Source organism: Streptomyces sp. NPDC040432, assembly GCF_055595445.1.
Map to the genome: position 1 here is coordinate 453,106 of NZ_JBVIVP010000003.1, position 13,049 is coordinate 466,154.

At 71.0% G+C, this 13,049-nt stretch carries 9 protein-coding genes and 1 pseudogene; all 10 read left to right on the forward strand.

The window, feature by feature from the left end; all coding sequences use genetic code 11:
• Nucleotides 1–136 precede the first annotated feature (136 nt).
• Complete coding sequence (locus tag ACZ58N_RS09165; RefSeq protein ID WP_008738981.1) at nucleotides 137–1,156, forward strand: rod shape-determining protein; 1,020 nt, start codon at nucleotides 137–139, stop codon at nucleotides 1,154–1,156.
• Nucleotides 1,157–1,323: 167 nt separating this feature from the next.
• Nucleotides 1,324–2,265, forward strand: a complete 942-nt coding sequence (gene mreC, locus ACZ58N_RS09170) for a rod shape-determining protein MreC (protein WP_471157246.1) — start codon at nucleotides 1,324–1,326, stop codon at nucleotides 2,263–2,265.
• 12 nt (nucleotides 2,266–2,277) lie between these two features.
• Nucleotides 2,278–2,982 carry a rod shape-determining protein MreD gene (mreD, locus tag ACZ58N_RS09175; RefSeq protein WP_281209717.1) on the forward strand — a complete coding sequence of 235 codons (705 nt, stop codon included), beginning with the start codon at nucleotides 2,278–2,280 and terminating at the stop codon, nucleotides 2,980–2,982.
• 13 nt (nucleotides 2,983–2,995) lie between these two features.
• Entirely contained in the window at nucleotides 2,996–5,176 is a 2,181-nt protein-coding gene (mrdA, locus tag ACZ58N_RS09180) for a penicillin-binding protein 2 (protein ID WP_471157248.1), read from the forward strand.
• Between the two features lie 19 nt (nucleotides 5,177–5,195).
• Nucleotides 5,196–6,395 carry a rod shape-determining protein RodA gene (gene rodA / locus ACZ58N_RS09185; protein WP_471157250.1) on the forward strand — a complete coding sequence of 400 codons (1,200 nt, stop codon included), beginning with the start codon at nucleotides 5,196–5,198 and terminating at the stop codon, nucleotides 6,393–6,395.
• Between the two features lie 137 nt (nucleotides 6,396–6,532).
• Complete coding sequence (locus tag ACZ58N_RS09190) at nucleotides 6,533–8,155, forward strand: CYTH and CHAD domain-containing protein (RefSeq protein ID WP_471157252.1); 1,623 nt, start codon at nucleotides 6,533–6,535, stop codon at nucleotides 8,153–8,155.
• A 72-nt stretch (nucleotides 8,156–8,227) separates the two neighbouring features.
• Nucleotides 8,228–10,153: a TIGR03960 family B12-binding radical SAM protein gene (locus ACZ58N_RS09195; RefSeq protein ID WP_471157254.1), complete on the forward strand. Its 1,926-nt coding sequence runs from the start codon at nucleotides 8,228–8,230 to the stop codon at nucleotides 10,151–10,153.
• 204 nt (nucleotides 10,154–10,357) lie between these two features.
• A complete protein-coding gene (locus tag ACZ58N_RS09200) occupies nucleotides 10,358–11,434 on the forward strand; it encodes a hypothetical protein (RefSeq protein ID WP_471157256.1) in 1,077 nt (358 codons plus the stop codon).
• Between the two features lie 127 nt (nucleotides 11,435–11,561).
• Complete coding sequence (locus ACZ58N_RS09205; protein WP_471157569.1) at nucleotides 11,562–12,341, forward strand: TIGR03936 family radical SAM-associated protein; 780 nt, start codon at nucleotides 11,562–11,564, stop codon at nucleotides 12,339–12,341.
• Nucleotides 12,342–12,574: 233 nt separating this feature from the next.
• Nucleotides 12,575–13,049, forward strand: a pseudogene (locus tag ACZ58N_RS09210) (ribonuclease E/G); the annotation flags it as partial.

Consider the following 13,049-nt stretch of genomic DNA (forward strand, 5'->3'; position numbering starts at 1 on the left):
CGGAGTCCCGTCGCGCGGTGTCCGTACTTGCGGCACTACGATGGGGCCTCCACCCACACACCCACCTCGCCGACCTGACAGCAGCCGCTATCAACTGGAAGGCCAGACGCTCCTCATGGGGAACAAGGGGAACACTATGTCGTTCATCGGCCGTGACATGGCGATCGACCTCGGGACCGCCAACACGCTGGTGTACGTGAGGGGCCGGGGAATCGTCCTGAACGAGCCGTCCGTGGTCGCCATCAACACGAACACCGGTGGCATCCTGGCGGTCGGCTCCGAGGCGAAGAAGATGATCGGCCGGACGCCCGGCAACATCGTCGCCGTACGGCCCCTCAAGGATGGCGTGATCGCCGACTTCGAGATCACCGAGCGGATGCTCCGGTACTTCATCCTCAAGATCCACAAGCGCCGCTACCTGGCCCGTCCGCGCGTGGTGGTCTGCGTGCCCTCCGGCATCACGGGAGTGGAGCGACGCGCCGTCATCGAGGCGTCCACGCAGGCCGGCGCCCGTCAGGTGCACATCATCGAGGAGCCCATGGCCGCCGCCATCGGCTCGGGCCTGCCCGTCCACGAGGCCACCGGAAACATGGTCGTGGACATCGGCGGCGGCACCACCGAGGTCGCCGTCATCTCCCTCGGCGGAATCGTCACGGCACAGTCCATCCGGGTGGCCGGTGACGAGCTGGACAACGCGATCATCCAGCACATCAAGAAGGAGTACTCGCTCCTCCTCGGTGAGCGGACCGCGGAACAGATCAAGATCACCATCGGGTCGGCGTACGACCTCGACAAGGACGAGCACACCGAGATCCGTGGCCGCGACCTCGTCTCGGGTCTGCCCAAGACCGTGGTCATCTCCGCGGCCGAGGTGCGCAAGGCCATCGAGGAGCCGGTCAACGCCATCGTCGACGCGGTCAAGACGACCCTCGACAAGTGCCCGCCGGAACTCTCCGGCGACATCATGGACCGCGGCATCGTGCTGACCGGAGGCGGCGCCCTGCTGCGCGGCCTCGACGAGCGGCTGCGCCGCGAGACGGGCATGCCGATCCACATCGCGGAGGATCCGCTCGACTCCGTCGCGCTCGGCTCCGGCAAGTGCGTGGAGGAGTTCGAAGCCCTCCAGCAGGTCCTGGACGCCCAGCCCCGACGATGACCGGATCCCCGTCGAAGGGGCAAGCGGAACACAAGGATCCGCCGTACGGGTGCTAGCGCGCCGGTGCGGCGGATCGTTGATATACAGGCACAGTCCGGTCGGAGTCCCGGCTCCACCGGAGCGGCTTCGCCGCACGGGTATCTACGAGGAAGGCACGGCCGCCGCACGTGAGGGACACACGAGAGAGCCGGCTGCTCCTGGTGCTTCTGATCGCCATCGCGTTCGCATTGATCACGGTGGACATCAGAGCGGGTGAGGAGTCTCCGGTCGACGGTGCCCGGCAGGCCGCCGCGGCGGTCTTCGGCCCGGTCGAGAAGGGCGTCGCGACCGCGGTGGACCCGGTCGCCAACGCCATAGGGGCGGTGCGCGACTCCGGTGAGCGCCACAACCGGATCGCCACGCTCGAACGCGAGAACAGCATGATGAAGGCGAAGCTCGGCAGCGAGGACCAGAACCGCAGCCGGATCCGCGAACTCGACGAGATGCTCAAGCGCGCCGGCGCCGGTCAGTACGGCATCAAGGGTGCCGAGGTCATCGCCATAGGAGCGGCCCAGGGCTTCTCCTGGACCGTCACCATCGACGCCGGCAGCAAGGACGGCATCGAGCGCGACATGACCGTCCTCAACGGGGACGGGCTCGTCGGCCGGGTCGCCACCGTCGGCCCCGACACCGCCACCGTCGTCCTCGCCAACGACCCCGACTTCACCGTCGGAACCCGGCTGGAGAAGACCAACGAACTCGGCTTCGCCACCGGCCAGGGCGACCGGGCGCTCTCCGTCCAGATGCTCAACGGCAAGGCCAAGGTGAGCCCGGGCGACCGGCTCGTCACCTTCGGCTCGCGCGGGAACAAGCCCTTCGTGCCGGGTGTCCCGATCGGCGAGGTCGTCAAGGTCGACCCCTCGCGCGGCGACCTGACCCGGACCGTCTGGATCCGCCCGTACGTGGGCTTCTCCCGCCTGGACATTGTCGGCGTCGTCGTCATGCCGCCGCGCGAGGACCCCCGCGACACGGTCCTGCCGCCCAAGCCCGAGGCCCCCAAGCCGACCCCGACCGTCACGGTCACGGTCACGCCCTCCACCGGCGTGTCCGGCAAGCCGGCCGACGAGTAGGAGCTGACCGTCATGCGCTTCAACCGGATCCTGCTCTCGGCCACCCTCATCGTGGTCGCCCTCGTCGTGCAGGTCTGCGTCCTCGGCCGCCTCCAGCTGCCCGGCGCCGTACCCGACCTCGTCCTCCTGACCGTCGTCGCCCTCGCCCTCGTGTACGGGCACCTCAGCGGCGCCCTCATCGGCTTCGGTGCCGGACTGCTCACCGACCTGGCCCCGCCCGCCGACCACGCCGCCGGCCGGTACGCGCTCGTGCTGTGCCTGATCGGCTACCTCGTCGGCCTGGTCCGGCCCGACAACGGACGGTTCCGCTCGGCCTGGGGGCCGATGCTCACCGTCGTCGCCGCCGCGATCGGCTCGACCCTCCTCTACGCCGGAGTGGGCGCCCTCGTCGGCGACACCGCCGCCCGCCACGTGGGCCTGACCGGGCTGGTGTTCACCGCCACCCTCTACGACCTGCTCCTCGCGCCCTTCACGGTGCCGTTCATCATGGCCCTGGCCCGGCGCGCCGAGAACGACCCGATGGCCGTCGAGGCCGGCGGCGGACCGCCCCAGGGCAACGACGTGTCCAGCGGCTGGCTCGCCGGCGGCACCGGACTGCGCATCGGCAGCCAGCGCGGCGGCCTGCGCCTGAAGACCGCACGGGGACGGGCCAACCGGGCCGGCCGCATAAAGGGCGTCAAGGCAGTGAAGAGCGTGAAGAGCGTCAAGAAACTGTGAGACGGGAGCGGACGTGAGCAACATCCCCGAGACCGGCCGCACCTCCCGGGTGCGGATCCGCCTGGTCATCATCCAGGTGCTCGTCCTCTCCATGTTCGTCACCCTCGGCGGACGCCTGTGGTACCTCCAGATCCGCAACGGCGAGGAGTACTACCACGAGGCGAAGAGCAACCACGTCCAGCGGGTCGTCCAACCCGCCGTACGCGGTTCCATCCTCGACGCCCGCGGCATCGCGCTCGCCGACAACGAAACCCGCCTGGTCGTCTCCGCCAGCCGCACCCAGCTGATGAAGATGAAGGACCGGGGCAAGGCCGTCATGACCCGCCTCGCCGGCGTCCTGGACATGGCTCCCAAGGAAGTCATGGACAAGGTTCGGCTCTGCGACTCCGAAACCCCCAAACCCTGCTGGAACGGCTCCCCGTACCAGCCGATCCCGGTCACCCTCGAAGCCACCACGCAGCAGGCACTGCAACTGCGCGAACGCCCCGAGGACTTCCCCGGCATCACCGCGGAACCCACCGCCGTCCGCCGCTACCCTGCCCCCGGCGGGACCCGGACCGCGCAGGTCCTCGGCTACCTCTCGCCCGTCACCGACGCGGAGATCCAGAAGGCCAAGGACACCGACTCGCCCCACCTGCGGTCCGACCAGGTCGGCCGCTCCGGCATCGAGCGCACCTACGACACGCAGCTGCGGGGCAAGGCGGAGGTCACCTCCTACGAGGTCGACAACCTCGGCCGGGTCATGGGCCAGACCAAGTCCGACCCGGGCATCCCCGGCGCCACGCTCGTCACCAGCATCGACGCACGGGTCCAGTCCGTCGCCGAATTCGAACTCCAAGCGGCGATGAAGACCGTCCGCAACGAGACCGACAAGATCACCGGCCGCAAGTACGAGGCCGACTCGGGCGCCGTCGTCGTCATGGAGACCAAGACCGGCCGCATCGTCGCCATGGCCTCCCAGCCCGACTACGACCCCAACGCCTGGGTCGGCGGCATCTCCGGCACCGACTACGCCAGGCTGACCAGCAAGAGCTCCAACTACCCGCTGCTCAACCGCGCCATCCAGGGCCAGGCCCCCGCCGGCTCCATCTTCAAGGTGGTCTCGGCGAGCGCGGCCGTGCGGGCCGGCTACGACTTCAACAGCAAGTACAACTGCAGCAGCTCCTACAGCCTGGGCGGCCGCAGCTTCGCCAACTTCGAGTCCCAGGGCCACGGCCCCATCACCCTCGGGGACGCCCTCAAGTTCTCCTGCAACACCGTCTTCTACGCCCTCGGCCACAAGGAATGGCAGCGCGACGGCGGCCTCAAGCCCAAGAAGGACGCCCACGACTGGTTCTACCGGACCGCCCGCGAGTTCGGGCTCGGCTCGGAGACCGGCGTCGACCTGCCGAACGAGGTCACCGGCCGGATCCCCGACCGCCGGTGGAAGAAGAGCTTCTGGGCGGCCAACAAGGACTCCTGGTGCAAGCAGGGCAAGAAGGGCGGCACCTACGTCCAGCAGATCGCCTACGAGAGCTGCCTCGAAGGCAACCAACTCAAGGCGTTCGACAGCATCAACTTCGCCATCGGCCAGGGTGACGTCCTCGTCACCCCCATCCAGATGGCCACCGCCTACGCCGCCATCAGCAACGGCGGCACCCTCTACAACCCCACCGTCGGCAAGGCCGTGATCAGCCCCGACGGCAAGCGCGTCGACATGATCAAGCCCGCCTCCCACGGCCGGCTGCCGATCGACGCCAAGACGATCAACGACCTGGACAAGGGGCTGCGCTCGGTCGTCGCGCCCGGCGGCACCGCCGCCTGGAGGTTCGGCGGCTGGCCGCTCGACAAGATCCCGATGCGGGCCAAGACCGGCACCGCCCAGGTCTACGGCAAGCAGACCACCTCGTGGCTGGCGACCTACACCGACGACTTCACCATCGTCATGACGATCTCCCAGGGCGGCACCGGCTCCGGGGCCTCCGGGCCCGCCGTCCGCAACATCTACAACGCCATGTACGGGCTCGACATGGCCGGCAAGCAGGACCTCAAGCGGGCCCTGCTGCCGAAGCCGCAGGCACAACTGCCCAAGGTCAACGCCGACGGCTCGATCGAGGCCCCCGAGATCAAGCCCTACGTGCCGCCGTCCCCGGAGGACGAGGCACCGCCCGTGCTCGCCGGCCCTCCGGCCACACCCCCCAAGCACCAGGACTGAGGACCGAGGACCGCACGACATGCAGACCGCCAACAAGTTCTCCGTCTCCCGGTACGCGCCCGAGCGCGGGACGGTGGCCAAGCTCACCGCCCGCGACTCCGTCGTGCGCCGGCTCGACTGGCCGATACTCCTGTCCGCGCTCGCCCTTTCCTTCATCGGCGCCCTGCTGGTGTGGTCGGCCACCCGCAATCGGACCCAGCTGAACCAGGGCGACCCGTACTACTTCCTGTTCCGGCACGCCTTGAACACCGGCATCGGCCTCGTGCTGATGATCGGCACCATCTGGCTCGGGCACCGCACCCTGCGCGGCGCCGTACCGGTCCTGTACGGGCTCTCACTGGTCCTGATCATCGCGGTGCTCACCCCGCTGGGCGCCACCATCAACGGCGCCCACGCGTGGATCGTGATCGGCGGCGGATTCTCGCTCCAGCCCTCCGAGTTCGTGAAGATCACGATCATCCTGGGCATGGCGATGCTGCTCGCGTCACGGGTGGACGCGGGTGACCTCGCCCACCCCGACCACCGCACCGTCGTCAAGGCACTGTGCCTGGCCGCCGCCCCGATGGGCATCGTCATGCTGATGCCCGACCTCGGCTCCGTCATGGTCATGGTCGTCATCGTGCTCGGCGTCCTGCTGGGCTCCGGCGCGTCCAACCGCTGGGTGCTCGGACTGATCGGCTCCGGCGCGGGCGGGGCCATCCTGATCTGGCAGCTCGGCGTCCTCGACGAGTACCAGATCAACCGCTTCGCGGCCTTCGCCAACCCCGAACTCGATCCGGCGGGCGTCGGCTACAACACCAACCAGGCCCGCATCGCGATCGGCTCCGGCGGACTCACCGGATCCGGCCTCTTCAAGGGCTCCCAGACCACCGGCCAGTTCGTGCCCGAGCAGCAGACCGACTTCGTCTTCACGGTCGCGGGGGAGGAGCTGGGCTTCCTCGGGGCCGGGCTGATCCTCGTACTGCTGGGCATCGTGCTGTGGCGCGCCTGCATGATCGCCCGTGAGACCACGGAGCTGTACGGGACGATCGTCTGCGCCGGGATCATCGCCTGGTTCGCCTTCCAGGCCTTCGAGAACATCGGCATGACGCTCGGCATCATGCCGGTCGCCGGTCTGCCGCTGCCCTTCGTGTCCTACGGAGGATCCTCGATGTTCGCCGTGTGGATCGCGGTGGGCCTGCTCCAATCCATCCGGGTGCAACGCCCCCTGTCGGCCTGACCGGCGGCCGGGGGACGAACGCGGGGCCGAAGGCGGGGCCCGAGGGCGAAGCGGAGGCGGGCCGGGACGTTCCCGGCCCGCCTCCGGCGCGTCGTGGCGCACTCCCGCGGCGGCCCGAACCGGTCTAGATTCGGTTCATGGCGGACAGCAAGCGTGAGATCGAGCGGAAATTCGAGTTCGCGCCCGAGAAGGGCCGGAAGTCCCGGAAAGCCGGTAAGGGCGACAGCGCCGGGAAGGGCGACGGGACCGGCAGGCGCGCGGGGCCCGGGAAGGACCCCGCCCGCGTCCCGGACCTGACCGGCACCGCCGGGATCGCGCAGACCCGGGACCGCGGCACGGTCCTCCTCGACGCCGTCTACTACGACACCCCCGACCGTCGGCTCGCCGCCGACGGCGTGACCCTGCGCCGCCGAACCGGCGGCGAGGACGCCGGCTGGCACCTCAAACTGCCCGTCTCACCGGGCGTCCGCGACGAGGTCCACGCCCCGCTCGGCGCATCCGATTCCGACGGGGACGCCGACTCCGTACCCGGCCCGCTGGCCGCCCTCGTGCGCTCCCGGACCAGGCAACAGCCACTGGAACCGCAGGTCCGACTGGTCTCCTCCCGTGACGTCGTCCACCTGCTCGACGCCGAGGGGCGCCTGCTCGCCGAACTGTCCACCGACGCCGTCCTCGCCGAGCGGGGCACCACCACCGCCGAGTGGACCGAGGTCGAGGTCGAACTGGCCGACGGTACGGACCCCGCCCTGCTGGACGCCGTCGAGAAGACGTTCGGCGAAGGCGGACTCAAGGTCTCCGACGCCCCTTCGAAACTGGCCCGAGCCCTCGCCGACACCGGCGCCGCACCACCCGCCCGGCCCGGCCCGGATCCCGCCGACGGATCCGCCGGCGCGCACGTCCTCGCGTACCTGCGGGCCCAGCGCGACATCCTCGTCGCACAGGATCCCGCCGTCCGCCGCGACCTCCCGGACTCCGTGCACCAGATGCGCGTCGCGACCCGCCGACTGCGCAGCGCCTTCAAGAGCTACCGCAAGGTCCTGGACGGCACGGTCACCGACCCGCTCGGCGAACAACTGCGCCGACTGGCCGCCGAACTCGGCGTCGACCGCGACCAGGAAGTACTGGCCCGGCGGCTGCGCTCCCGCCTCGACGAGGTCCCCGCCGACCTGCGGCTCGGGCCGGTCGCCGACCGGCTGCGGACCTGGGACACCGCCCGCCGCCGCGCCTCCCGCGGCCAGGCCCTGGCCACGCTCGACAGCGCCTGGTACCTGGGCCTGCTCGACGCCCTCGACGCCGTGCTGGCGGACCCGCCGCTGCGCAAGGCCGCCGCCCGGCCCGCCGAAAGCGTCCTGCCCGAGGGGATCCTGCACGACGACGAGCGGCTCGCGGACCGCGTCGAACACGCCCTGGCGACGGAACCGGGCAAGGACCGCGACGTGGCGCTGCACGGCGCGCGCAAGGCGGCCAAACGGACCCGGTACGCGGCCGACGCCGCCCGGGCCGCGCTGGGCAAACCGGCGAAACGGATGTCGAAGGCCGCCAAGTCCGTACAGACCCTGCTCGGCGAACACCAGGACAGCGTCGTGTCCCGCGAGGCGCTGCGCGGCATCGCCGCCCAGGCGACCGGCGCGAGCGAGGCCTCCTTCACCTGGGGGCTGCTGTACGCCCGCGAGGAGGCGTACGCGGAGCGACTCGAACGGGAACTCCCGGACGTCTGGGCGGAGGCCCGCGACCCGGAGTTGCGGTCCGCACTCAAGTGATCATGTGGGCAGGGTCTGGTGGCCCTCGGGGTACGCTTGAGAGTCGCCCCCTGCCCGCTTCACGAAAGTCGCGTGATGTCCGAGTCGGTCTTCCCACAGCTCGAAGCTCTGCTCCCGCATGTGCAGAAGCCCATCCAGTACGTCGGTGGTGAGCTCAACTCCACGGTGAAGCCGTGGGAGAGCGCGGACGTCCGCTGGGCGCTCATGTACCCGGACGCCTACGAGGTGGGGCTGCCCAACCAGGGCGTCATGATCCTCTACGAGGTGCTCAACGAGCGGGAGGGCGTCCTCGCGGAGCGCACCTACTCGGTGTGGCCGGACCTCGAAGAGCTGATGCGCGAGCACAAGGTGCCGCAGTTCACCGTGGACAGCCACCGCCCGGTCGGCTCCTTCGACGTCTTCGGACTGTCGTTCTCCACCGAGCTCGGCTACACCAACATGCTGACGGCCCTGGACCTCGCGGGCATCCCGCTGGAGGCCAGGAACCGCACGATCGACCACCCGATCGTCCTCGCGGGCGGCCACGCGGCCTTCAACCCCGAGCCGATCGCGGAGTTCATCGACTGCGCCGTCATCGGCGACGGCGAGCAGGCCGTCCTCGACATGACCGAGATCATCCGCGCGTGGAAGGCCGAGGGGCGCCCGGGCGGCCGCGAGGAGGTCCTGCTCCGCCTCGCCAAGACCGGCGGCGTGTACGTCCCCGGCTTCTACGACGTCGAGTACCTGCCGGACGGCCGCATCGGCCGCGTCGTACCGAACCGCTCCGGCGTGCCGTGGCGCGTGTCCAAGCACACCGTCATGGACCTCGACGAGTGGCCGTACCCCAAGCAGCCCCTGGTTCCGCTCGCCGAGACCGTCCACGAGCGGATGTCCGTGGAGATCTTCCGCGGTTGCACCCGCGGCTGCCGTTTCTGCCAGGCCGGCATGATCACGCGCCCCGTGCGGGAGCGAAGCATCACCGGCATCGGCGAAATGGTCGAGAAGGGCCTGAAGGCGACCGGCTTCGAGGAGGTCGGCCTGCTGTCGCTCTCCTCGGCCGACCACACCGAGATCGCCGACATCGCCAAGGGCCTCGCGGACCGCTACTCGGACGACAAGGTGGGCCTGTCCCTCCCGTCGACCCGCGTGGACGCCTTCAACGTCGACCTCGCCAACGAGCTGACCCGCAACGGCCGCCGCTCGGGCCTCACCTTCGCCCCCGAGGGCGGCTCCGAGCGCATGCGCAAGGTCATCAACAAGATGGTCTCGGAAGAGGACCTGATCCGGACGGTCTCCACGGCGTACGGCAACGGCTGGCGTCAGGTGAAGCTGTACTTCATGTGCGGCCTGCCGACCGAGACCGACGAGGACGTCCTCCAGATCGGCGACATGGCGGTGAACGTCATCGCCAAGGGCCGTGAGGTCTCCGGACAGAACGACATCCGCTGCACGGTGTCCATCGGCGGGTTCGTGCCCAAGCCGCACACCCCGTTCCAGTGGGCGCCGCAGCTGTCGGCCGAGGAGACCGACGCCCGCCTCGGCAAGCTCCGCGACAAGATCCGCGGGGACAAGAAGTACGGCCGCTCCATCGGATTCCGCTACCACGACGGCAAGCCGGGCATCGTCGAGGGCCTGCTCTCGCGCGGCGACCGCCGCATCGGCGACGTCATCCGCGCCGTGTACGAGTCCGGTGGCCGCTTCGACGGCTGGCGCGAGCACTTCTCGTACGACCGCTGGATGGAGGCCGCCGAGAAGGCGCTGCCCGCGTACGGCGTCGACGTGGCCTGGTACACGACCCGCGAACGCACCTACGAGGAGGTCCTGCCCTGGGACCACCTGGACTCGGGCCTCGACAAGGACTGGCTCTGGGAGGACTGGCAGGACGCCCTCGACGAGACCGAGGTCGAGGACTGCCGCTGGACCCCGTGCTTCGACTGCGGCGTGTGCCCGCAGCTCGACCTGGACATCCAGATCGGACCGACGGGCAAGAAGCTGCTCCCGCTCACCGTCGTGAAGTGACCACGGGCCGAACCGGTCGCTGAAACACCTGACGTGCCCCCACCGGAAACGGTGGGGGCACGTTCTTTTGCGGCCCGTTCCCCGCCGGTCCGTCCCTTCGTGCCCCGGTGCCGCAACGGCTCGGCCCCGTGGTGTGTCCTTCAGGGCATGGAAACCGAGAAGCCACGGCCCGCGCCCGGCGGCGAAGGGTGTCCGGTGGGGGTCGTGCGGGTCCCCGTGAAGATCGTCGCCGTGTTGGTCGTCCTGCCGGTACGGCTGATCTGGGACCTGCTCGTCCTCGGCGCGCGCACCACCCACCGGCGGGCCCTGCGCCCGGTCGGCGCGGCCCTGGCCCGGCTGTCCTCCGGCCTGTACCGGTACGTGCTGACGCCGCTCGGGCACGGGATCGCGTGGCTGGGGCGGGGTGTCGTCCTGGTGCTGCGGTGGCTGGCCCTGGGCCTCCTGTACCGGCCGTGGGTGGGGCTGTGGCGGTACGTCCTCGTACCGGCGGCGACCGCCGCCCACCGGTACCTGTTCGGCCCCCTCGGCCGCGGACTCGTACGGGCGGTCCGCGCGCTCGGCCACTACGTGCTCGCACCCCTCGGCCGGGGCATCGTCCGACTGCTCGCCGCCGCCCACCGGTACCTGCTGGCCCCGGTGGCGGGCGGGCTGTGGCGGTACGTGCTGACGCCGCTGGGGCACGGGTTGCGCTGGTTCCTGCCCAGGGCGTTCGCCGCCGTCTTCGTGTGGCCGTGGGTCGGGCTGTGGCGGTACGTGCTGACCCCGCTGGGTCGGGGGATCGCGTGGCTGGGGCGGGGGGTCGCCCTGGTGCTGCGGTGGGTGGTGCTGGGGCTCGTGTACTGGCCGTGGGTGGGCCTGTGGCGGTACGTCCTGGTTCCGGGCGCCACCGTGACGTACCGGTACCTGCTCGCCCCCCTCGGCCGGAACCTGTACCGGTACCTGCTCACCCCCCTCGGGCACCTCCTCGCCGGCGCCTGGCGACTCGCCGGGCGGATCAGCCGCGCACTCGGCCGCGGACTGCTGTGGCTGTGGCGCGGCTGCGTCGCCCGCCCCGCCGCCTGGCTCCACCGCCACGTCGCCACACCCGCCGGACACGCCCTCCGCAGCGTGTGGCGCGGCTCGCGCATCGCGGTGCGGGAGGCCCGCGACGACGTACGACGTCTGCTGTTCGGTACTCCTCCCGGGGAACCGGCGAGGTCACGGGCGCGTACTCTGGGTAGTACGAAAGCCGCAGGCAACGCGCCCGCTCCCGAGATCTCCCTGCGCAAGACGCAGGGGTGAGCCGGAGGCAGGGCGTGGCCGGCAGGCCCCACAGACACTCAGGGCGACGTGCGAGCCGCGACGCCCCGCACAAGGAGAAGAACCACTGGGCAAGCGACAGCCCGAAGGCCCGCCTCCCGCACCGGTGGTGCAGCGCATTCGACTGCGCTACACCAAGCGTGGCCGCCTCCGGTTCACCAGTCACCGAGACTTCCAACGAGCCTTCGAGCGGGCGCTTCGCCGCGCGGAGGTCCCCATGGCGTACTCGGCCGGCTTCACCCCGCACCCCCGCGTCTCGTACGCGAACGCCGCGCCGACCGGTACCGGCAGTGAGGCCGAATACCTGGAGATCGCCCTCGCGGCCCCCAGGGACCCCGAAAAGCTCCGTGCGCTGCTCGACGAGTCCATGCCCACCGGGCTCGACATCATCGACGCCGTCGAGGCCCGCACCTCGGGCCTCGCCGACCGGCTGACGGCCTCCGTGTGGGAACTGCGCCTGGAGGGCGTCGAGCCCGAGGCCGCCGAACGGGCCGTCACCACGTTCCTCGCGGCCGAGACCGTCGAGGTCCAGCGCCGCACCAAGAACGGCGTGCGCACCTTCGACACCCGCGGGGCCGTGGTCAGCCTCGAAGCACTTCCGGCTCAGGCTGATAGGCCGCTGGACAATGCTTGTGCGATACTGCGGCTGGTTGTTCGGCATTTGACACCTGCCGTGCGACCCGACGACGTCCTGTCCGGTCTCCACGCTGTGGCCGACCTCGCGCCGCCGGTCCCCGCAGCGGTGACCAGGCTGGAGCAGGGGCTCTTCGACGAGGAGTCCGGCACGGTGACCGACCCGCTCGCGCCCGACCGCGAGGCCGTCACGGCCGCCCCACCCACGGCCGCCGTAACGACCGACGCGAAGGCGCCGGAAGGTCCCGCCGCGTAGGGATCGTCGTCGTCGCGCAGCCCTGGCACTCGGGAGCCACCTGGGTCGGGCAGCGCATTGACCTGAAGACTTCCGCCAGGCCGTACGGACAACACGTACGGAACCGGCGGCCATGGACTACAGCTCCCGTGTGGCGAACGCGCCCCGGAGGCCGGCTCCGCGCTCATTACGCGGCAGCCGTGCCGGACCGGACGTCAGCCGCGGCGCCCGGGAGCGTGACGGGAGAACCCCGCATGCTCAACACCGAAAACGAGAACACCCCCGCCGCCGACAGTGGCAGCCCCAGCGACAACCTGCCCCCGCGCAGGCGTCGCCGCGCGGCTTCCCGGCCCGCCGGCCCGCCCGGCGGCGTCGTCGCGGCCACCGAAACCCCCGCCGCCGCGGCCCCCGCGCCCGTGGTCGAGGAGCCCGTTGCCGCTCCGGCGCCGCGTGCCCGTCGTCGTGCGACGCGTGCCGTGGCCGCTCCGGCCGCCGTCGAGGCGGCTGCCGAGGCCGTGGTGGAGGCCGCTCCCGCGGCTGCTCCCGTGGTCGAGGAGCCCGTCGCGGCTCCGGTTGCCGCGCCGCGTGCCCGTCGTCGGGCCACCCGTGCGGTGACCGCCCCCGAGGCGCCCGCCACCGAAACCCCCGCCGCCGCGGCCCCCGCGCCCGTGGTCGAGGAGCCCGTTGCCGCTCCGGCGCCGCGTGCCCGTCGTCGTGCGACGCGTGCCG

Excerpts from the sequence above, each read along its gene's own strand:
- ACZ58N_RS09165 (WP_008738981.1), top strand. The coding sequence starts at position 137 with ATGTCGTTCATCGGCCGTGACATGGCGATCGACCTCGGGACCGCCAAC.
- mreD (WP_281209717.1), top strand. The coding sequence starts at position 2,278 with ATGCGCTTCAACCGGATCCTGCTCTCGGCCACCCTCATCGTGGTCGCC.
- rodA (WP_471157250.1), top strand. The coding sequence starts at position 5,196 with ATGCAGACCGCCAACAAGTTCTCCGTCTCCCGGTACGCGCCCGAGCGC.
- ACZ58N_RS09190 (WP_471157252.1), top strand. The coding sequence starts at position 6,533 with ATGGCGGACAGCAAGCGTGAGATCGAGCGGAAATTCGAGTTCGCGCCC.